This is a genomic window from Vibrio sp. ER1A, from assembly GCF_000733315.1.
Classification (GTDB): Bacteria; Pseudomonadota; Gammaproteobacteria; order Enterobacterales; family Vibrionaceae; genus Vibrio; species Vibrio mediterranei.
In genome coordinates, this window is the sequence record NZ_JPJA01000004.1 from 40,021 (window position 1) to 59,890 (window position 19,870).

The 19,870-nt window shown below is 44.4% G+C and carries 22 protein-coding genes; 3 read left to right on the top strand and 19 right to left on the bottom strand.

Annotation, left to right across the window (positions count from 1 at the left end):
• Positions 1-6 precede the first annotated feature (6 nt).
• From atpA to HW45_RS01535, 19 genes are all read right to left on the bottom strand, one after another.
• Positions 7-1,548 carry a F0F1 ATP synthase subunit alpha gene (gene atpA / locus HW45_RS01450; RefSeq protein WP_006073059.1) on the bottom strand — a complete coding sequence of 514 codons (1,542 nt, stop codon included), beginning with the start codon at positions 1,546-1,548 and terminating at the stop codon, positions 7-9.
• Between the two features lie 13 nt (positions 1,549-1,561).
• Positions 1,562-2,095, bottom strand: a complete 534-nt coding sequence (atpH, locus tag HW45_RS01455; RefSeq protein ID WP_006073061.1) for a F0F1 ATP synthase subunit delta — start codon at positions 2,093-2,095, stop codon at positions 1,562-1,564.
• Positions 2,096-2,109: 14 nt separating this feature from the next.
• A complete protein-coding gene (gene atpF, locus HW45_RS01460; RefSeq protein WP_006073063.1) occupies positions 2,110-2,580 on the bottom strand; it encodes a F0F1 ATP synthase subunit B in 471 nt (156 codons plus the stop codon).
• A gap of 82 nt (positions 2,581-2,662) precedes the next feature.
• On the bottom strand, positions 2,663-2,917 hold the full coding sequence (atpE, locus tag HW45_RS01465) for a F0F1 ATP synthase subunit C (RefSeq protein WP_006073065.1): 255 nt from the start codon (positions 2,915-2,917) through the stop codon (positions 2,663-2,665).
• Between the two features lie 60 nt (positions 2,918-2,977).
• Complete coding sequence (gene atpB / locus HW45_RS01470; protein ID WP_006073067.1) at positions 2,978-3,784, bottom strand: F0F1 ATP synthase subunit A; 807 nt, start codon at positions 3,782-3,784, stop codon at positions 2,978-2,980.
• A gap of 8 nt (positions 3,785-3,792) precedes the next feature.
• Positions 3,793-4,182 (bottom strand): F0F1 ATP synthase subunit I, encoded by a 390-nt coding sequence (locus HW45_RS01475; protein WP_006073069.1) that lies wholly within the window; start codon positions 4,180-4,182, stop codon positions 3,793-3,795.
• 191 nt (positions 4,183-4,373) lie between these two features.
• Positions 4,374-5,255 (bottom strand): ParB/RepB/Spo0J family partition protein, encoded by an 882-nt coding sequence (locus HW45_RS01480; protein WP_006073071.1) that lies wholly within the window; start codon positions 5,253-5,255, stop codon positions 4,374-4,376.
• Positions 5,256-5,278: 23 nt separating this feature from the next.
• On the bottom strand, positions 5,279-6,052 hold the full coding sequence (locus tag HW45_RS01485; RefSeq protein ID WP_038224165.1) for a ParA family protein: 774 nt from the start codon (positions 6,050-6,052) through the stop codon (positions 5,279-5,281).
• A 13-nt stretch (positions 6,053-6,065) separates the two neighbouring features.
• Positions 6,066-6,701 carry a 16S rRNA (guanine(527)-N(7))-methyltransferase RsmG gene (gene rsmG / locus HW45_RS01490; RefSeq protein ID WP_038224167.1) on the bottom strand — a complete coding sequence of 212 codons (636 nt, stop codon included), beginning with the start codon at positions 6,699-6,701 and terminating at the stop codon, positions 6,066-6,068.
• A complete protein-coding gene (gene mnmG / locus HW45_RS01495) occupies positions 6,698-8,593 on the bottom strand; it encodes a tRNA uridine-5-carboxymethylaminomethyl(34) synthesis enzyme MnmG (protein ID WP_038224170.1) in 1,896 nt (631 codons plus the stop codon). The genes rsmG and mnmG overlap by 4 nt, the downstream gene beginning before the upstream one ends.
• Positions 8,594-9,065: 472 nt before the next feature.
• The gene (mioC, locus tag HW45_RS01500; protein WP_038224172.1) at positions 9,066-9,503 is read right to left on the bottom strand and encodes an FMN-binding protein MioC; all 438 of its coding nucleotides are present in this window, start codon (positions 9,501-9,503) and stop codon (positions 9,066-9,068) included.
• A gap of 9 nt (positions 9,504-9,512) precedes the next feature.
• Entirely contained in the window at positions 9,513-10,874 is a 1,362-nt protein-coding gene (gene mnmE, locus HW45_RS01505; RefSeq protein ID WP_038224196.1) for a tRNA uridine-5-carboxymethylaminomethyl(34) synthesis GTPase MnmE, read from the bottom strand.
• A gap of 111 nt (positions 10,875-10,985) precedes the next feature.
• A complete protein-coding gene (gene yidC / locus HW45_RS01510; RefSeq protein WP_006073083.1) occupies positions 10,986-12,608 on the bottom strand; it encodes a membrane protein insertase YidC in 1,623 nt (540 codons plus the stop codon).
• Positions 12,609-12,610: 2 nt separating this feature from the next.
• The gene (gene yidD, locus HW45_RS28595) at positions 12,611-12,868 is read right to left on the bottom strand and encodes a membrane protein insertion efficiency factor YidD (RefSeq protein ID WP_081836355.1); all 258 of its coding nucleotides are present in this window, start codon (positions 12,866-12,868) and stop codon (positions 12,611-12,613) included.
• Entirely contained in the window at positions 12,835-13,191 is a 357-nt protein-coding gene (rnpA, locus tag HW45_RS01515; RefSeq protein WP_081836356.1) for a ribonuclease P protein component, read from the bottom strand. The genes yidD and rnpA overlap by 34 nt, the downstream gene beginning before the upstream one ends.
• Positions 13,192-13,200: 9 nt before the next feature.
• Positions 13,201-13,338, bottom strand: coding sequence for a 50S ribosomal protein L34 (rpmH, locus tag HW45_RS01520; RefSeq protein ID WP_004400210.1), 138 nt, complete (start codon positions 13,336-13,338; stop codon positions 13,201-13,203).
• 207 nt (positions 13,339-13,545) lie between these two features.
• Complete coding sequence (locus HW45_RS01525; protein WP_038224174.1) at positions 13,546-14,283, bottom strand: amino acid ABC transporter ATP-binding protein; 738 nt, start codon at positions 14,281-14,283, stop codon at positions 13,546-13,548.
• Positions 14,280-14,951, bottom strand: a complete 672-nt coding sequence (locus HW45_RS01530) for an amino acid ABC transporter permease (protein ID WP_038224176.1) — start codon at positions 14,949-14,951, stop codon at positions 14,280-14,282. Before HW45_RS01530 ends, HW45_RS01525 begins: the two co-directional genes overlap by 4 nt.
• Positions 14,952-15,020: 69 nt before the next feature.
• Positions 15,021-15,785: an amino acid ABC transporter substrate-binding protein gene (locus HW45_RS01535; protein ID WP_031493906.1), complete on the bottom strand. Its 765-nt coding sequence runs from the start codon at positions 15,783-15,785 to the stop codon at positions 15,021-15,023.
• Positions 15,786-16,176: 391 nt separating this feature from the next.
• On the opposite strand from HW45_RS01535, the gene dnaA reads away from it, so the two are divergent.
• From dnaA to recF, 3 genes are all read left to right on the top strand, one after another.
• Positions 16,177-17,583 (top strand): chromosomal replication initiator protein DnaA, encoded by a 1,407-nt coding sequence (gene dnaA / locus HW45_RS01540; RefSeq protein ID WP_038224178.1) that lies wholly within the window; start codon positions 16,177-16,179, stop codon positions 17,581-17,583.
• A gap of 87 nt (positions 17,584-17,670) precedes the next feature.
• Positions 17,671-18,771, top strand: a complete 1,101-nt coding sequence (gene dnaN, locus HW45_RS01545) for a DNA polymerase III subunit beta (protein ID WP_031493149.1) — start codon at positions 17,671-17,673, stop codon at positions 18,769-18,771.
• A gap of 15 nt (positions 18,772-18,786) precedes the next feature.
• Positions 18,787-19,869: a DNA replication/repair protein RecF gene (gene recF / locus HW45_RS01550; RefSeq protein WP_006075095.1), complete on the top strand. Its 1,083-nt coding sequence runs from the start codon at positions 18,787-18,789 to the stop codon at positions 19,867-19,869.
• Position 19,870: the final 1 nt, after the last annotated feature.

The following is a 19,870-nucleotide window of genomic DNA, read 5'->3' on the forward strand; positions in this document are numbered from 1 at the left end:
CACCAATTACCAAGTCTGAGTTGCTTTGAAATCGTCAGTCAGTTTCTTAAGCTGAGCTTCGATATCATCGTTGTAAGCACCCGTAGTGTTGATCTCTTTTGCAAGATCAGCATATTGACTGTGAGCATACGATAGAAGCGCTGCTTCGAAGTCTAGAATCTTGTTGATTTCAACATCATCTAGGTAGCCGCGCTCAACAGCAAAGATAACTAGTGCTTGGTCAAATACAGACATTGGAGCATATTGCTTCTGCTTCATTAGTTCTGTAACTTTTTGACCGTGGCTTAGCTGACGCTTAGTTGCTTCATCTAGATCAGATGAGAACTGTGCGAATGCCGCTAGTTCACGATAAGCAGCTAGTGCAGTACGGATACCGCCAGATAGCTTCTTAATAATCTTAGTCTGTGCTGAACCACCTACACGAGATACTGAGATACCTGGGTCAACCGCTGGGCGAACACCCGCGTTGAAGGCTTCAGTTTGTAGGAAGATCTGACCATCGGTAATCGAGATTACGTTTGTCGGTACGAATGCAGAAACGTCACCTGCTTGAGTTTCAATGATAGGAAGAGCAGTCAAAGAACCAGTCTTACCTTTCACTTCACCGTTAGTGAAACGCTCTACGTACTCTTCGTTTACACGAGCTGCACGCTCTAGTAGACGTGAGTGGAGGTAGAATACGTCACCTGGGAATGCCTCACGGCCTGGTGGACGTTTAAGTAGTAGAGAGATCTGACGGTAAGCTACCGCTTGCTTAGATAGATCATCATAAACAATCAGAGCGTCTTCACCGCGGTCACGGAAGTACTCACCCATTGCACAACCAGAGTATGGCGCAAGATATTGCAGTGCAGCAGATTCAGATGCAGATGCTACAACAACGATAGTGTTTTGTAGTGCACCGTGCTCTTCCAGTTTACGCACAACGTTTGCAATTGTAGATGCCTTCTGGCCAATCGCTACGTAGATAGAGAAGATACCAGAGTCTTTCTGGTTGATGATTGCATCGATCGCCATAGCGGTTTTACCGATCTGACGGTCACCGATGATAAGCTCACGCTGACCACGACCGATTGGGATCATTGAGTCAACTGATTTATAACCAGTTTGTACTGGCTGATCAACCGATTTACGGTCGATTACACCCGGTGCAATCACTTCAACTGGTGACGTAAGTTTAGCTTCAATTGGACCTTTACCATCAATTGGCTCACCTAGCGTGTTTACAACACGACCAAGCAATTCTGGACCAACTGGTACTTCAAGAATACGACCAGTACCTGTTACTTTCATGCCTTCCTTAAGGTCAGCATATGGGCCCATTACTACCGCACCAACCGAGTCACGCTCAAGGTTAAGTGCTAGTGCATAACGGCCACCCGGTAATTCAATCATTTCACCTTGCATCACGTCCGCTAGGCCGTGAATGCGAATGATACCATCGCTTACCGATACGATAGTACCTTCATTACGAGCTTCACTCACAACATCGAAAGATTCGATACGCTGCTTGATTAGGTCGCTAATTTCTGTGGAATTAAGTTGCATGCTCCAATCCCCATCAAGACTGCATTGCTTCACTCAGGCGGTTCAAACGACCACGTGCTGAGTTGTCAATTACAAGATCTCCGGCTCGAATAATAACCCCACCAAGTAGGGTCTCATCTACACTGCAATTCAGCTTAACTTTGCGTTCTAGACGCTTCTCAAGTTTGTCGCTGATCGCTGCAAGTTGCTCGTCGTTTAGAGCTGACGCTGAAATCACTTCAACATCAATTTGTTTTTCTAGCTCTTTTTTGAAAGCTACAAACTCTTCTAACACATACGGCAAGGCTGCTAGTCGACCATTTTCAGCCATAACTTTAATCAAGTTTTGACCGAATTCATCAAACTGTTCACCACCAACGGCAATGAAGATATCAGCGACTTTTTTCGCCGTTACAGAACCTGATAACAGGTCTGCAATCTCTTCATTCTTGGTAATTTCAGCGGCAAAAGTTAACATTTCAACCCATTGGTCTAATGCTTGCTTTTCTACCGCAAAGTCAAATGCTGCTTTAGCATAGGGGCGTGCGATTGTAGTCAATTCAGACATATGCGCCCCTCGCCTTAAAGTTTCGCAGTAATATTGTCGAGAATATCTTTTTGCGCATCCTTATCGATACTACGCTCAAGAATCTTCTCAGCACCAGCTACAGCCAGAGTTGCAACTTGTTTGCGCAGCTCATCACGGGCACGGTTACGTTCAGCTTCAATTTCTGCTTCAGCTTGAGCAAGAATCTTTTGGCGTTCTGCCAAAGCTTCTTCACGAGCTTCATCAACAATTTGTGCTTTACGCTTGTTTGCCTGTTCAATGACCTCTGTTGCAGTGCGCTTCGCTTCCTTCATTTGGTCAGAAGCGTTGGCTTGTGCTAGATCCAAGTCTTTAGCAGCGCGCTCAGCGGCTACTAGACCGTCAGCAATTTTTTTCTGACGTTCTTCAATCGCATTCATGATTGGTGGCCATACATACTTCATGCAGAACCACACAAATAGTGCGAATGAGATTGCTTGACCTAGCAGAGTTGCGTTCATATTCACAACAGCTACCCCTCTAATGGTTCATTGACGAGCTAAAGTTTAATCAGGTGACAAGTCCGAAACTTGTCTGAGAAAAAGCTGATTAACCTAGCTGACCAACGAATGGGTTCGCGAATGTGAATAGCAGTGCGATAACAACACCGATCATAGGAACCGCATCAAGTAGACCTGCGATGATGAACATCTTAACTTGAAGCATCGGAGCCATTTCAGGTTGACGAGCCGCGCCTTCAAGGAATTTACCACCTAGAAGACCAAAACCGATCGCCGTACCAAATGCTGCCATACCGATAATGATACCTACGGCGATTGCAGAAAAGCTCAGTAAAGTTTCCATTACTATCTCCAATTTATAGTTGTTGGCTTAAATTTGCCCAAATAAAAAGCGTTAATAAAGTTAGTGATCGCTGTCTTCGTGTGCCATTGATAGATAAACAATCGTTAGCATCATAAACACGAAGGCTTGAATCGTAATAACCAGAATATGGAATATCGCCCATGGTAGTGAGCCCATCCATTGTAAATACCATGGTAGCATTGCAGCACAAAGAATGAAGACCACCTCACCCGCAAACATGTTACCGAACAGACGCATACCGAGAGACAGTGGCTTTGAAAGCAAAGACACGACTTCGATCAGCATGTTGAAAGGAATCATGATTGGATTGTTAAATGGGTGTAGCGTCAATTCTTTTGTAAAGCCAACTAGACCTTTTACTTTGATGCTGTAGTAAATCATCAGAGCAAAAACACCTAGCGCCATAGCCATGGTGATATTGACATCAGCAGAAGGAACCACTTTGAGATAAGGGATGCCCATCTGCTCTGCAGGGTAAGGTAAGAAGTCAATTGGAACAAGGTCCATGACGTTCATTAAAAATACCCAACAGAAGATAGTTAGTGCTAAAGGCGCGATTAGCGCGTTGCGTCCATGAAACGTTTCTTTGACGTTGTCGTCAACGAATTCCACGATCATTTCAACAAAACACTGCAGCTTGCCCGGCACACCAGCTGTTGCTTTCTTAGCTACTGAACGAAACACTCCTAGGAATATCAGACCAGTAAACACAGAAAAAAACAGGCTATCGATATGTACGTTCCAGAAACTCGTCTCCTCCACTAAACCGAGACTTCCTAAAGAAAGGTTGGTCAAGTGGTGAGTGATATATCCGGCCGATGTTAGCGCTTCACCTGGCGCAGCCATAACTCATCCTATTTTTTGTTGTTGACGAATATTACTGGTGCCATAAGGTTAATTAAGACGGCCAGTAAAAAAGTGAGATTCAAGGGAATCACTTCCACCTGAATATACATGTAAGCAATCGAGAATAGAGCAACCGTAATGAGGATTTTCAGAGTCACTCCTGCGTAGAAAGACGCGGCAACCTTTTTCGCTGCTCGAGCCCCACTAAACAAAAATGCACACAATGCAAAAACCGCATTAGCGATAACAAAACTGCCACCACCAATGAGCGCTGAAATTCCCCACTCAGCATTTACAGCTACTGCCATTCCAACAGCTACCAATGTAACCGCGCTGGCTTGAATCAGTAACAATCGCTTTGCAAGCTCTCGTCCTGGTCTAGCTAGCACAGCTACCATGTATTCTTACCTATAGTTTTTTCCACAATGCACCTAAATTACTACTGTGCTGGGAGATTCGCGAAAATTATACTTTCCGACAAAGTTATTGCAATCAAACAGCACCAAAAAGGTGCTATTTCGTTCACAAAACCATAACTTTCGCACAAAATTTCAATTTATAAATAATTGACCTACATCAATTATCTCATTTAGCTCTCAAGCTTGGCAATAAGTTGCTCCAATTTGTGAGGTTCATCAAGACTTATCGTTACTTTTGCTTTTCCGCTTGCATTTCGTACAAGAGACACTTTTGCACCCAGAATTTCACTTAAACGATGTGAAATTTCTTTAGCATCACGGTCTTCTGACTGTTTTTTCTCTGAAGAGTTCGGTTTTAAGCACTTTTTCACTAAATCTTCGGTTTGACGAACCGTCAGCTGCTTCTTAGCTACGGTGTCTGCAACCTCACATTGAACTTCACCTTCCAATGCTAATAGTGCACGAGCGTGACCCATATCTATCTGTTTCGCTTCAACTAGCTTCTTCACAGATGGCTCTAATTGATTCAAACGCAGCAAGTTACTAACCGCAGTACGTGATTTACCAATCACATCGGCCACTTGCTGGTGGGTCAATTCAAATTCGTCTTGTAGCCTTTCCAGAGCCTGAGCTTCTTCAATGGCGTTTAGGTCTTCACGTTGAATGTTCTCAATCAGCGCCATCGCAACCGCAGCACGATCCTGAACGTTCTTCACCAGACAAGGCACCATTTTCAGGCCAGCTTGTCTTGCCGCTCGCCAGCGTCTTTCACCAGCAATAATTTCAAACTGCTCATGACCAACACTTCTGACCACAATAGGTTGAATAATACCTTGCGATTGAATGGAAGCTGCTAGCTCTTCAAGTGCTTCAGGAGCCATATCTTTACGCGGCTGGTAAATACCAGGGCGCAGACTATTGATTGAAAGTTCAGCCAGGTCACCATCGGTAGATAGGCTTTGGCTTTGCGTTGCGACTTGTTGTTTTTCTCTGGCAATAGAGCTCGTCGACAAAAGCGCGTCGAGCCCTTTGCCTAAACCACGTTTAGACATTGAATCTATTTTCCTTAAGAGCGTTAAGCCAATACTTCTTCGCGTCGTAGCATCTCACCAGCAAGGGCAAGATAAGCTTTGGCACCGGCGGAATACTTGTCGTAGTACATCGCTGGTTTACCATGACTTGGCGCTTCTGCGAGGCGTACATTCCTAGGGATAACGGTTCGATAAACCTTGTCTCCGAAGTGTTTTTTCAATTGTTCGGACACTTCGTTAGCAAGACGATTTCGAGGGTCGTACATGGTACGTAGTAGCCCTTCGATCTTCAGGTTTTCATTGACTACCGCTGCCAACTTACTGATGGTATCCATCAATGCCGTCAGTCCCTCTAAGGCAAAGTATTCACATTGCATTGGCACTAACACAGAGTCAGCAGCAGCCATTGCGTTTATTGTAAGTAGGTTCAAAGAGGGAGGACAATCGATAAAGATGAAATCATAGTTATCGCGGATTGGCGCAAGTGCATGTTTTAAGCGCACTTCTCTAGCAAACACTTCCATGAGCTTAATTTCAGCTGCCGTAACGTCTCCATTGGCAGCGATGAGGTCAAACTGACCAGAAGTGTCCTGACAAACTACCTGTTCAAAAGGAAGCTCATCAACCAGCAAATCGTAAGCAGTTGTTTCAACTTGATACTTATCGACGCCACTGGCCATCGTCGCATTTCCCTGCGGATCAAGATCTATCACTAATACCTTACGCTTAGTGGCAGCCATTGATGCCGCTAAATTTACACACGTGGTAGTTTTACCAACGCCACCTTTTTGGTTCGCAATAGCGACAATTTTTCCCACGACAACTTCTCCATTATCCCTTCTTGGATAAGATTACAAGATGACGGTCACCTTCCAACTCAGGAACTTGCAAAGGTTTGATATCGATCACAGAACACCACTCCGGTAGCTCTGAGACTTCCTGTTCATGAAGTTGACCTTTTAATGCATAGAAGCGACCACTCTGTGATTTTGGTAAATGTTCACACCAATTCACCATATCGGTCATAGAGGCAAAGGCTCGGCTCAGAACACCATCAAAGCCACCTTCAGGATCAAACTCTTCGACTCGAGATTGAACCGCAGTCACATTAGACAGTTTAAGCTCGTGAACCACCTGTTTGATAAAACGAATACGCTTACCTAAGCTATCAAGCAAAGTGAATGAACGGTTTGGATGCATGATCGCCAAAGGAATCCCTGGTAGTCCCGGTCCCGTTCCAACATCAATAAAACGCTCACCTTCGAGGTGCTCGCCAACAATGATGCTATCAAGGATATGTTTCACTAACATATCTTCAGGTCGACGCACCGAAGTCAAGTTGTAAGCCTTATTCCATTTATCAAGTAATTGGACATAGCCCACAAGTTGTTGCTTCTGAAGTTCAGAGACCTCTAATGAGGTCTCTGATAATAATTGTTCAAGTTTTGCGGTTAAGTTGTTGCTCACGCGGCTTCACCTTTTTTAAGCATTCCTTGTTTCTTCAAATAAACCAACAGGATGGAAATCGCGGCGGGTGTAATACCAGAAATACGGGAAGCAATTCCAACCGTTTCAGGTTTTGCTTCTGTCAGCTTGGCAACGACCTCGTTAGACAGCCCTTTCACATCGCTGTAATCAAGATCGGCTGGGATCTTGGTGTTTTCATGGCGAAGCGACTTAGCTATCTCATCTTGTTGGCGCTGAATATAACCTTCATATTTCACCTGGATCTCAACTTGCTCACTGGCTTGTTGATCTTCCATCGCAGGTGCGAATGCGTCTAATGACGTCAATTGTGAATAGTTCAATTCAGGACGACGTAGTAGATCTTCACCGCTTGCTTCGCGAGAAATAGGGGTCTTCAGTAGCACATTAAGTGCTTCGATACCTTCAGATTTTGGATTAACCCATGTTTCTTTTAGGCGTTGACGCTCAGTCGCCATGTTATTCAGTTTTTCGTTGAATCGCGACCAGCGTTTCTCGTCAATTAAACCGAGATTATGCGCATGCTCAGTCAAACGAATATCCGCATTGTCTTCACGCAGCAATAAACGATATTCCGCACGAGATGTAAACATGCGATACGGCTCTTTGGTACCCATGGTTGATAAATCGTCAATCAGTACGCCCATATAAGCCTGATCACGACGTGGGCTCCAGCCTTCTTTGCCTTGCGAGTAGAGGCTAGCGTTTAGACCTGCCATTAGACCTTGTGCCGCCGCTTCTTCGTAACCGGTGGTGCCATTAATCTGGCCAGCAAAGAACAAACCAGAAATAAACTTGGTTTCGTAAGTCTGTTTTAGATCACGAGGGTCAAAGAAATCGTATTCGATAGCATAACCAGGGCGAACAATATGCGCGTTCTCAAAACCCTTCATTGAACGAACGATTTGTACCTGTACATCAAACGGTAAACTGGTTGAGATACCGTTTGGATACAGCTCATGCGTGTTTAAACCTTCAGGTTCGATAAAGATCTGATGGCTATTTTTGTCCGCAAAACGCATGACCTTATCTTCAATAGAAGGGCAATAGCGCGGTCCAATACCTTCGATCACGCCGGCATACATTGGGCTTCGATCGAGGTTATTGCGAATCACCTCATGCGTGGACTCATTGGTGTGCGTAATGAAACACGGAATCTGCGTTGGATGTTGGTTGCGGTTACCCATGAAAGAAAAAACAGGCGTAGGGTTATCACCATGCTGCACTTCTAGTGCAGAAAAGTCGACGCTTCGAGCATCAATACGTGGGGGTGTACCTGTTTTTAAACGATCCACGCGGAATGGTAACTCTCGCAAACGAGCCGCGAGTGCAATGGATGGTTGATCGCCCATACGACCACCAGAAGAGCTCTCCATACCAATATGGATCTTACCACCTAAGAAAGTACCGACCGTTAATACAACGGATCTCGAATGGAATTTCAATCCCATCTCAGTTACTACACCACGTACTTGATCTTGTTCCACGATCAAGTCATCCACCGACTGTTGGAATAGTGTTAAGTTTGGTGTGTTTTCTAGGGCGTTACGCACATAAGCCTTGTATAACGCACGATCTGCTTGAGCGCGTGTGGCACGAACTGCTGGACCCTTTGACGCATTCAGCGTACGAAATTGAATACCTGCATGATCAATGGCCTCTGCCATCAAACCACCCATAGCATCCACTTCTTTAACCAAATGTCCTTTACCAATACCACCAATGGCAGGGTTACATGACATTTGACCTAACGTATCAATATTATGAGTTAGCAGTAGTGTCTTTTGCCCTGTACGAGCAGATGCGAGTGCGGCTTCCGTTCCTGCATGTCCGCCACCAACTACGATGACATCAAATGTTTCGTGATAAAGCATGAACCGACCTCAGTATTCAATCGAGAAATTTAGACAAACCAAAAGGAGCAGTATTCTACCGCTTTTCTTGAAGTGAGAAAAACGGTTTTCACATTTTTTGGATCCAAGAAATAAGTAATATAAAGATAAGATCTATATATATGATCTTTTATTAGATCTATTATTAGGATCCTCGATCTCTGTGGATAAGTCGAAAATGATCAACAAATCCATGGATCTTTTTGTGATCGCTTGTTGTGATCTAGTGTTGATCTGGCACTGTATTAGCTGGGATCAAAAAGGCTAGTTATGCACAGGGGAAGGAGACCATGAAAGTTGTTCTTTGGATAAATATAGGTTTTTCACCGAAAAGATCATATTTTATCCACAGATTGATTGGTCAGAAATTACTCGTTATGAGTGAATTGAAGTTGAAGAGTTACTCACAGGCATAAAAAAAGCGGCCAAAGCCGCTTATTATTAATGTTTGCTTCTAGCTAAACTTGCTCATGTGTTCATTGAGCCAAACTTCCGCAGCGTCTTCAGGTACGGGATCGTTGAGAACATCGATTTGCAGGCAGTCTGTCAGTGGTGTCGCGCCGATGTCTTCAAGTAACTCGTAAGCGTGTTTACCGGCTGCACAAAACGTATCATAGCTAGAGTCACCTATGCCAACGACAGCGTATTTCACGTTCGACATGCGAGGTGGTGTATCTTGCAGAGCTGCGATGAAAGGCTGGATATTATCTGGGTAATCTCCAGCTCCATGCGTTGAGGTGATTAAAAGCCAAATCCCTTCGGCCTCAATGTCACTCAACTCAGGCTGATTGTGGATTGTGGTTTCTAGCCCTTGTTCTATAAGTAGGTCACTCAAGTGGTCACCGACATATTCCGCACCGCCAAGTGTGCTACCTGTGATGATATGAATCATTAATGTTCCTTATTTACCAATACAGAATGAAGAGAAGATACGACCAAGCAGATCGTCGGAGCTAAACTCTCCAGTAATCTCATTCAGATGTTGCTGGGCAATACGAAGTTCTTCAGCCAGAATTTCGCCCGCCATATAACCTTCTAGCTGCTGCTGTCCGATATCGAGATGCTCAGCAGCTCGCTCTAACGCATCAAGGTGTCGACGTCTTGCCATAAAGCCACCTTCATTGGCACCAGAGAAGCCCATAATAGCTTTTAGGTGTTCTCGTAAAGCTGGCACACCCTCGCCAGTGCGTGCAGAAAGTCGAATTAGGGTTGGATCATTAACATGGCAGATCCCTAGCGTTTCGCCTGTTTCGTCAACCTTATTGCGGATCACGGTAATGCCGATCGAACTTGGTAGGCGATCGATAAAGTCGGGCCAGATTTCTTTTGGATCCGTAGCATCTGTTGTGGTGCCATCTACCATGAAGAGAACGCGATCGGCCTGCTCAATCTCTTCCCAAGCTCGCTCGATACCAATACGTTCTACCTCATCGGAAGCGTCACGTAGACCTGCGGTATCAATGATATGCAGTGGCATTCCGTCTATATGGATATGCTCTCTCAGGACGTCTCGAGTCGTGCCTGCGATATCGGTAACGATAGCAGACTCTTTCCCAGATAGGGCATTGAGTAGGCTAGATTTACCTGCATTAGGGCGACCTGCAATAACCACTTTCATCCCTTCGCGCATAATGGCACCTTGATTGGCTTCCTTACGAACGGACTCTAAGTTATCAATGATATGTTGCAGGTCACCAGCGACTTTGCCATCCGCTAGAAAGTCTATTTCTTCTTCTGGGAAGTCGATAGCCGCTTCGACATAAATACGTAAATGGATTAGCGATTCCACCAGCACCTGAATGCGTTTAGAGAATTGCCCTTGAAGAGATTGCAGTGCCGATTTCGCGGCCTCTTCTGAACTGGCATCAATTAAATCGGCAATGGCTTCTGCTTGTGTTAAGTCCATTTTATCGTTGAGGAATGCGCGCTCACTAAATTCGCCAGGTCTTGCTGGACGAACGCCCGGAATGAGCAAGATACGCTTAATCAGCATGTCCATAACAACAGGGCCGCCGTGTCCTTGTAGTTCAAGAACGTCCTCACCAGTAAACGAATGTGGGTTAGGGAAGTATAGAGCGATCCCTTGGTCAAGCTCGCTGCCATCCTGTGCTTTAAATGGCAGATAGTCGGCGTAGCGCGGTTTAAGCGTTTTCCCTGTCACTTGTAAGGCAACCTCAGCAGCAAGAGGGCCTGATACTCGTATAATACCCACGCCACCGCGGCCTGGGGCTGTGGCTTGTGCCACAATAGTGTCTGTTGTCATTGTGTTGCCTAATCGCAGTACTTTAGCCAAATTGTAATCATGGTAAATGAAAAAGGCGACCATTTAGGCCGCCTTTTATTCTATTCGCGTATTGTTTACCAATCAGCAGGACTACTTAGAGTGTAATCCTTTCTTCTCCAGCGCTCGATAAATCAAGGTTTGCTGAATCAGAGTAACGATGTTCGATACCAACCAGTAAAGAACTAGACCTGATGGGAACCATAGGAAGAAGAAGGTAAACATAACCGGCATAAAGGTCATGATCTTCTGCTGCATTGGATCGGTTACTGTTGTCGGGCTCATTTTCTGGATCAAGAACATACTTGCACCCATTAGTAGAGGCAGAATGTAGTATGGGTCTTGAGCTGAAAGGTCATGAATCCAACCAAAGAACGGTGAATGACGCAGCTCAACCGACTCCATTAGTGCCCAGTAAAGTGCAATGAAGATTGGCATCTGTAGCAAGATTGGTAGACAGCCACCTAGAGGATTTACTTTCTCTTTCTTGTACAGTTCCATCATTTCTTGGCTCATGCGTTGGCGGTCATCGCCGATACGCTCACGCATTGCTTGCAGCTTAGGCTGAAGCATACGCATTTTCGCCATCGAGGTGTATTGCGCTTTTGTTAGTGGGTACATGGCACCACGAACAATGAAAGTCAAACAGATGATAGCTAGACCCCAGTTAACAACGATACCTTGAATGAACGATAGTAGCGTGTGAAGTGGTTTTGCAATGAACCATAACCAGCCGTAGTCTACTACTAGATCTAGGTTTGGCGCAGTTTCAGCCATTTGCTTCTGAAGTTTAGGACCAGCCCAAAGTGTAGCTTTCAGTGTTGCTGATTGGCCATCTGCAATTGTTGCGTTTGGCATACGAACACCAATATCACCTAGGTTACCGATTACACGAGTGTAAAGGTTAGTACCTGGTGCTTCACGAGGAATCCATGCTGCTGCGAAGTAGTGTTGGATCATCGCTGCCCAACCTTGACCGTCTGTCAGGTTAAGAGACAGGTTGCGATCTTGCATATCTTCGAAGCTGTATTTTTTATAGCGAACGTCTTGAGTTGAGTATGCGCCGCCATTGTATGTTGGCATTGTGATGCTGCCGCCTTTGTCTTGTAGATTTTGACGAAGGTGAGCGTACATGCCGAACGTTGCATTTTGGCCAGAGTTGTTGTCTACATCGTACTCAACATCAATTGCGTAGTTGCCACGTTTTAGAATGAAGGTTTTGGTGTAAGAGATGCCATTCGCTTCGAATGTCATTGGAACACGCAGTTCATCTTGACCGTCAGCAATGGTAAAGCTGTCAGCAGACACGGTATAAGCTGGACGGCTTGTGCTGCTTAGGTCAATACCCTGAGGACCTACCAGACCACTTTGAGCGATAAACTGGTGACCTTGATCGTCTTTTAGAAGTTCAAACGGTTCGCTAGATTCTAACTCAGTTGCGTACTCGTTTAATTTTGCTGTTACTACATCACCGCCAACGGTATTAATACCTAGCGTTAGTACGTCAGTTTTCACTGTGATGATTTTTTCTGCAGCAGTTTGGCTTTGACCAGGTGCAGGATCATGCTCATCAGCGAAAGATGGCGCAGGTAGAGTACTGCTTTGCGTCTGTTGGGTCGGAACTGGCGCTGGATTCTTATACGATTGCCATTGTTGGAACAGCAAAAAAGAAACTAAAGCCAAACCGATTAACAGAATATTACGTTGAGAATCCATCGTTATTTATCTCTGTCTTGTTTTTGGACTGGTGGAACGGGGTCAAATCCCCCTTCATTCAAAGGATGGCATTTTAATAGACGTTTGCCTGATAACCAACATCCTTTTACAAAACCGTGAGCTTTCAAGGCTTCTATAGCGTAAAGAGAACAGGTTGGGGTGAACCGACAACGAGGTCCGATAAGAGGACTGATAATCCACCTATATAGGTAGACGAGTCCGATAGCTAACCACGCGAAGGGCGAGACAGGCGATGCCATAACTTATCTAGAAGTTTGAACATTTCTTCATTGCTTAGAGTTTGCGCACTCTTCTTTGCAATTACAACAAAATCTTTGCTTGGAAGTTCATGTTGTTTGTTACGAAAACTTTCACGTACCAGACGCTTGAAGTGATTTCTAGCAACAGCTGTTTTTATCTGTTTTTTAGGAACCGCAAGACCAAGACGAGGGTGTGAGAGAGAGTTTTTACGAGCAATGATGGTGAAATGAGGGGAGCCAGCTCGATGAGCTTGCTTAAATACGTTTTGATAATGCTCGGGAGTTAACAAACGTAACTCCCGAATAAAGGCGTGCTTATTCAAAATAGAAAATTATTTTGATAGGCGTGCACGGCCTTTAGCACGACGTGCATTGATTACTTTACGACCGTTCTTAGTCGCCATGCGAGCACGGAAACCGTGAGTACGCTTGCGCTTTAGAACTGAAGGTTGAAAAGTGCGTTTAGACATGGTTATTACCTTTACTGATCAGTAGTTTTAGGTTCTCGTTGAACCCGGCGTGGGACATATTTCCCTACTCTATATATAGAGAGGAAATCCGACGCCTCTCAACAAAGAGGCGGAATTGTAATCACTGACTCGTCAAGAGTCAATAATCAGTTCAACTTCAATTCCGGTTGGCGAATTATACTTTTTGTGAGCCAGAGCGCAAGGATCCTATTCGATCCCAACTTGATTTAGAAATTTCTTCAGTTGGATATCTTGTGGATCGTTAAAAATTTGCTCTGGTGTACCTTGTTCCACTATATGGCCATCAGCCATGAAGATCACTCTGTCGGCGACTTCTTTGGCAAACTGCATTTCGTGTGTCACAACAAGCATGGTTTGATGCTGTGTAGCGAGCTTTTTCATAAGGTTAAGTACTTCACCTACCCACTCAGGATCGAGTGCTGAAGTTGGTTCATCGAATAACAGTAGCTCAGGTTGTAATGCCATCGCTCGGCCAATACCGACACGCTGCTGTTGACCACCGGAAAGGGAAGCTGGGTATTGATCCCCTTTGTCTCCTAGACCGATGTCATCGAGAATTTGTTGTGCTTTCTCAAGAGCTTGCTCTTTTTTCCAGCCCTTTACTGTGATCAAACCTTCCGCAATATTCTGACGCGCAGTCATGTGCGCGAACAGAGCGTAGTTCTGAAACACAAAGCCAGTCTTGCGTCTTAGTGCCAATACTTCTGCTTTAGTATGGCTTTTGCAGTTTACCGAGACATCGTCAATAGTGATATGGCCTTCATCTGCTTGCTCTAGGAAATTGACGCAACGTAATAAGGTAGACTTACCGGTACCACTAGAACCAATAATGACGATAATTTCGCCTTGTTTGATATCAATATCGATGCCTTTGAGCACTTCGGTGTCACCGAATCGCTTGTGGATATTTTTTAATGTAATCATCGTTGATAAGCCTTATTCAGTTTTTGCTCTGCGACAATTTGCACGCGAGTAAGTACTAACACAACACCCCAGTATATGAGCGCGACGGCAAGAAATGCTTCAAAAAATCGGAAGCTGGATGATGCTTCCATTTGGGCTTTCGCCATAATCTCCGCCACACCAAGTGTGAACGCTAACGACGTCGACTTAATCATATCAATGAAGTAGTTCATCAATGATGGTAGGGCTACGCGAGTTGCTTGCGGCAAAATAATACGACGCATGGCTTGGCTAGTTGTCATACCTACAGAAAGACTTGCTTCCATCTGACTGCGGTCAATGCCGATAATGGCGGCACGAATACTCTCTGCCATATAAGCGGCAAAGTGCAGAGTCAGGCCTATTACTGCGGCACTGAAGGCGTTGAGTCCAACCATCCAAGGAAAAATTTGTGGTAAGCCATAATAAAGCAGAAACAGCTGGACCAATAATGGAGTACCACGGAAAAAGCTTATATAGAGCTGACTGAGCTGATCCAATACCGGGATCTTGAACACGCGAATGTTGGCTAAAATAACCGATAGAATCAATGAGAACAGCAGTCCCCATACCGCCATTTCCATGGTTGTACCGAGATACTTCAACAGTATCGGCATCAACTCAAGCATGTATTGAAAATCAAATCCCATAACAGTACCAAACTCTTAGAAAAACAAACGCCCACTACCAAGAGTAGTGGGCGTATCAATAGTAATCACTTACTTTTTAGTGATATCAGCACCAAACCACTTCTCAGAGATTTTTGCTAGCGTACCATCAGCTCGCATGTCTGCCAGTGCGCTATTCACTTCTTGTTGCAGCTTTTGACCTTTTTCGTTGTTTACGAATGGCCAAGCATTCTCGATGGTTTCAAAAGGTTGACCTGCAAGTTGCAGTGGCAGGCCTGTTTTCTTGATTAGTTCAAGTGCAGAAAGGCGATCCATAACAAAAGCATCAGCACGGCCTAGTGCGACGTCATGTTCAATACCTGTATCGTAAGTTTTGATGGTGATTTTGCCGTCTTTATCGTAGCTACGTAGCAGTTGTTCGAAGTTTGAACCAAGGTTTACTGCGACTGTTTTACCTGCTAAATCATCAATACCTTGAATGCTGTCATTACCTTTTCGAACGGTAATTTGAGCACCATCAACAACATATGGGTCTGCGAACAGATACTTCGCTTTACGAGCATCTGTCATAGTGATTTGATTAGAAATCGTGTCAATACGACCGGTTTCAAGCAAACCAAACAAACCTGAGAAGTTTGCCGTCACGTACTCTACTTTATAGTCATTGCGACGACCAATTTCGTCCCAAAGGTCGACTTCAAACCCTTGTAACTTGTCTTGTTTAACAAACGTAAATGGGAAGTAGCGACCAGACATGCCGACTTTCACTTCTTGTTGTGTCGCAGCATATGCTGCTTGAGATACGGTTGCAGAAAGCGCTAAAGCGGTTAGAAGGCCTTTAATCCAGTTTTTCATTTTACTACTCCTGATATTTATGGAGAGGATGTTACTGGTAAACATGTCGATAAGTTAAATAACTAGTTGTTATTAACCATAACAAACTCGGGGTTGAATGCTGGCTTTTTCATCACTCTATCAATATCAAACAAAAAGATAATGACAGCTTGAGCGTTGATCTATGCACAAGTTAGATCAACATACTGCTTTTGTGGGTAGATCTGTGTTTTGTGCATTCATTTGTGAGTAAAATTAGGGCAAATTGTGTGGATCAAGCGAATTCAATCGAAAAAATTGTGAATAACTTAGATCTTATTCACTGGATCACTGATCATTTACTGGCGATCTTGGTTATCAACAGGTAAAATTACCAATCTTTTCCAATTCAAATAAATAGAGTGAGAGCACCGTGTCATCTTCGCTTTGGTTGCAATGTTCGCAACGACTACAAGAAGAGCTACCCGCTACCGAATTCAGCATGTGGGTCAGACCATTACAAGCTGAACTTAATGACAACACCCTAACTCTATTTGCGCCTAATCGCTTTGTATTAGATTGGGTACGTGACAGATACTTAAACAGCATCAACCGTTTACTCAAAGAGTATTGCGGTAATGACGTACCTAACTTACGTTTTGAAGTGGGTAGTAAACCAGTTTCTGCGCCACCAGCGCCTAAGCCTGTTAAGACGGCCGCTGATGTAGCGGCAGAATCTTCAGCACCAGCACAGCTGCAAGCACGTCAGCCTGTGCATAAAACGTGGGACGATGAGGCTGAAGTCTCAGATATCAATCATCGTTCGAACGTTAATATCAAACATAAATTCAATAATTTCGTTGAAGGTAAGTCGAACCAACTTGGCTTAGCCGCTGCGCGTCAAGTTGCGGATAACCCTGGTGCGGCATACAACCCGCTGTTTTTGTACGGCGGTACTGGTCTGGGTAAAACCCACTTGTTGCATGCGGTAGGCAATGCGATTGTTGATAACAAGCCAAACGCGAAAGTGGTTTACATGCACTCTGAACGTTTTGTTCAAGACATGGTAAAAGCACTACAAAACAATGCGATTGAGGAATTTAAACGTTACTATCGTAGCGTTGATGCATTGCTTATCGATGATATTCAGTTCTTTGCAAATAAAGAACGTTCTCAAGAAGAATTCTTCCATACCTTTAATGCTCTATTAGAAGGTAACCAACAGATCATCCTTACCTCTGATCGCTACCCTAAAGAGATAAATGGGGTAGAGGATCGTCTAAAATCCCGTTTTGGTTGGGGGTTGACGGTTGCGATCGAGCCACCAGAGCTTGAAACCCGCGTAGCAATTTTGATGAAGAAAGCAGAAGATCATCAAATTCACCTTGCTGATGAGGTGGCGTTCTTTATTGCTAAGCGTTTACGTTCTAATGTTCGAGAGTTGGAAGGGGCACTTAACCGTGTTATCGCCAACGCGAACTTTACTGGCCGTCCTATCACTATCGACTTTGTTCGAGAGGCACTGCGCGATCTATTAGCACTACAAGAGAAGCTAGTCACTATAGACAACATTCAAAAGACCGTTGCTGAGTACTACAAGATTAAAGTGGCCGACTTGTTGTCCAAACGTCGCTCTCGTTCGGTTGCGCGTCCTCGCCAGTTGGCGATGGCTTTGGCGAAAGAGCTTACCAACCACAGTCTTCCAGAAATTGGCGATGCATTTGGTGGTCGTGACCACACGACAGTGCTTCATGCTTGTCGTAAGATTGCTCAGCTACGCGAAGAAAGTCACGATATTAAAGAAGACTATTCGAACTTAATTCGTACGCTTTCTTCATAATAATGGCATAATCGCTATAATTAGCATTCAAGTTATTGTATTTCGCATATAAGTGGCATGGATTGCCAGCTTTACGAAGAGTTATCTATGAAATTTACTATCGAACGTCATCACTTATTAAAGCCGTTACAACAAGTCTCTGGTGCACTGGGTGGACGACCAACATTACCTATTTTGGGCAATTTGCTGTTGAAGGTTGAAGAAGGGGTGCTTTCTCTTACTGCAACCGACTTAGAAGTTGAGCTAGTAAGTAAAGTGACGCTAGAGAGTGAGTTTGAAGCGGGTAGTGTGACGGTACCTTCACGCAAGTTCCTAGATATTTGTCGTGGACTGCCGGATGACTCTACTATCACTATCGTGTTAGAAGGCGATCGTGTACAAGTACGTTCTGGACGCAGTCGTTTCTCGCTATCGACTTTACCAGCCAGTGATTTCCCAAATATTGAAGATTGGCAACAAGAAGTGGCGGTGACCGTTACTCAAGCTGAACTTAAATCACTGATAGAAAAAACACAATTTTCAATGGCGAACCAAGACGTTCGTTATTATCTCAACGGTATGCTGTTTGAGTTAGACCAAAACACGCTTCGTTCTGTTGCCACTGATGGCCACCGTATGGCTGTTGCTTTGGTGTCACTTGAAGGCAGCTTTGATAACAAACAAATTATCGTACCGCGTAAAGGTGTACAGGAACTGTCTAAGTTATTAGATGCTCCTGAGCAACCTGTGACGCTGCAAATTGGCAGCTCTAATATCCGCGCGGAAGTGAATAACTTTGTCTTTACTTCTAAGCTCGTTGATGGTCGTTTCCCGGATTATCGCCGTGTTTTGCCGCAAAATACCGATAAAACATTGGAAGCCAATTGCGACGAACTACGACAAGCATTCTCACGCGCCGCCATTCTTTCCAATGAGAAGTTCCGTGGTGTGCGAGTTAATCTCGACCAAAATGAAATGCGCATTACCGCGAATAACCCTGAACAGGAAGAAGCGGAAGAAATGTTAGACGTCGAATTCCAAGGCGATGCATTAGAAATTGGTTTCAATGTGTCATACGTTTTGGATGTACTGAACACGCTTCGTTGCGATCAGGTTCGTATTTCTATGTCGAATGCCAATGCGAGTGCGTTGATTGAAAATAGCGAAGATGACAGTGCCATGTATGTGGTGATGCCGATTCGTCTCTAAGCTAGGCATGATGTTATGCCGCTTACGCGCTTAATCGTACAGCAATTTCGTAATATTAAAGCCTGTGATATAGAACTATCTACAGGCTTTAACTTTATTATTGGCCCCAATGGCAGTGGCAAAACTAGCGTATTGGAAGCCATATATCTGCTCGGTCATGGACGCTCTTTTAAGAGTTCTTTGACAGGACGAGTCATTCAAAATGACTGCCAAGAACTGTTCGTTCATGGCCGTTTTTTGAACTCGGATCAATTTGAGATACCCGTTGGCATTAATAAGCAGCGTGATGGCTCAACTGAGGTTAAAATAGGCGGTCAATCTGGGCAAAAATTGGCTCAGCTTGCCAAGGTATTACCGCTGCAACTAATTCACCCTGAAGGATTTGAATTACTGACGGATGGACCTAAGTTTCGTCGCGCTTTTATCGATTGGGGTGTGTTTCACTCTGAACCAGGCTTTCATGAAGCTTGGGGACGATTTAAGCGTTTAAGTAAGCAGCGTAATGCTCTGCTTAAGACTGCAACCAGTTATCGAGAACTGAGCTATTGGGATCGTGATTTGGCCCAACTGGCAGAACAAATTGATGATTGGCGTCGGTGTTATGTCGAACAGATGCAACCTCTTGCTGAGGAAATGTGTCAGTCGTTTTTGCCCGAGTTTGAAATCAAACTTGGCTACTACCGTGGTTGGGAAAAAGATACGCCCTATGCTGAGCTATTAGAGCGCAACTTTGAACGAGACCAGAGCTTAGGGTACACCTTTAGTGGACCTAATAAAGCCGACTTAAGAATTAAAGTGAACAACACACCAGTTGAGGATGTGTTGTCTCGAGGTCAGCTAAAACTGATGATGTGTGCATTGCGTTTAGCGCAGGGACAGCATCTCGCCGAGTTGACCGGTAAGCAGTGCATTTATTTAATAGATGACTTTGCTTCCGAATTAGATAGCCTTCGTCGTAAACGCCTAGCGGATTACCTAAAACAGACGAATGCTCAAGTTTTTGTAAGTTCTATTACCCAAAGCCAAGTCGCCGATATGATTGACGAAAATGGCAAGATGTTTCATGTGGAACATGGCACAATAGAACCAGGTAAATAGT

Excerpts from the sequence above, each read along its gene's own strand:
- atpA (WP_006073059.1), bottom strand. The coding sequence starts at position 1,548 with ATGCAACTTAATTCCACAGAAATTAGCGACCTAATCAAGCAGCGTATC.
- atpH (WP_006073061.1), bottom strand. The coding sequence starts at position 2,095 with ATGTCTGAATTGACTACAATCGCACGCCCCTATGCTAAAGCAGCATTT.
- atpE (WP_006073065.1), bottom strand. The coding sequence starts at position 2,917 with ATGGAAACTTTACTGAGCTTTTCTGCAATCGCCGTAGGTATCATTATC.
- atpB (WP_006073067.1), bottom strand. The coding sequence starts at position 3,784 with ATGGCTGCGCCAGGTGAAGCGCTAACATCGGCCGGATATATCACTCAC.
- HW45_RS01475 (WP_006073069.1), bottom strand. The coding sequence starts at position 4,182 with ATGGTAGCTGTGCTAGCTAGACCAGGACGAGAGCTTGCAAAGCGATTG.
- HW45_RS01480 (WP_006073071.1), bottom strand. The coding sequence starts at position 5,255 with ATGTCTAAACGTGGTTTAGGCAAAGGGCTCGACGCGCTTTTGTCGACG.
- mnmG (WP_038224170.1), bottom strand. The coding sequence starts at position 8,593 with ATGCTTTATCACGAAACATTTGATGTCATCGTAGTTGGTGGCGGACAT.
- mioC (WP_038224172.1), bottom strand. The coding sequence starts at position 9,503 with ATGATTCATATCATCACAGGTAGCACACTTGGCGGTGCGGAATATGTC.
- mnmE (WP_038224196.1), bottom strand. The coding sequence starts at position 10,874 with ATGACAACAGACACTATTGTGGCACAAGCCACAGCCCCAGGCCGCGGT.
- yidC (WP_006073083.1), bottom strand. The coding sequence starts at position 12,608 with ATGGATTCTCAACGTAATATTCTGTTAATCGGTTTGGCTTTAGTTTCT.
- yidD (WP_081836355.1), bottom strand. The coding sequence starts at position 12,868 with ATGGCATCGCCTGTCTCGCCCTTCGCGTGGTTAGCTATCGGACTCGTC.
- rpmH (WP_004400210.1), bottom strand. The coding sequence starts at position 13,338 with ATGTCTAAACGCACTTTTCAACCTTCAGTTCTAAAGCGCAAGCGTACT.
- HW45_RS01525 (WP_038224174.1), bottom strand. The coding sequence starts at position 14,283 with ATGATTACATTAAAAAATATCCACAAGCGATTCGGTGACACCGAAGTG.
- HW45_RS01530 (WP_038224176.1), bottom strand. The coding sequence starts at position 14,951 with ATGGGATTTGATTTTCAATACATGCTTGAGTTGATGCCGATACTGTTG.
- HW45_RS01535 (WP_031493906.1), bottom strand. The coding sequence starts at position 15,785 with ATGAAAAACTGGATTAAAGGCCTTCTAACCGCTTTAGCGCTTTCTGCA.
- dnaN (WP_031493149.1), top strand. The coding sequence starts at position 17,671 with ATGAAATTTACTATCGAACGTCATCACTTATTAAAGCCGTTACAACAA.
- recF (WP_006075095.1), top strand. The coding sequence starts at position 18,787 with ATGCCGCTTACGCGCTTAATCGTACAGCAATTTCGTAATATTAAAGCC.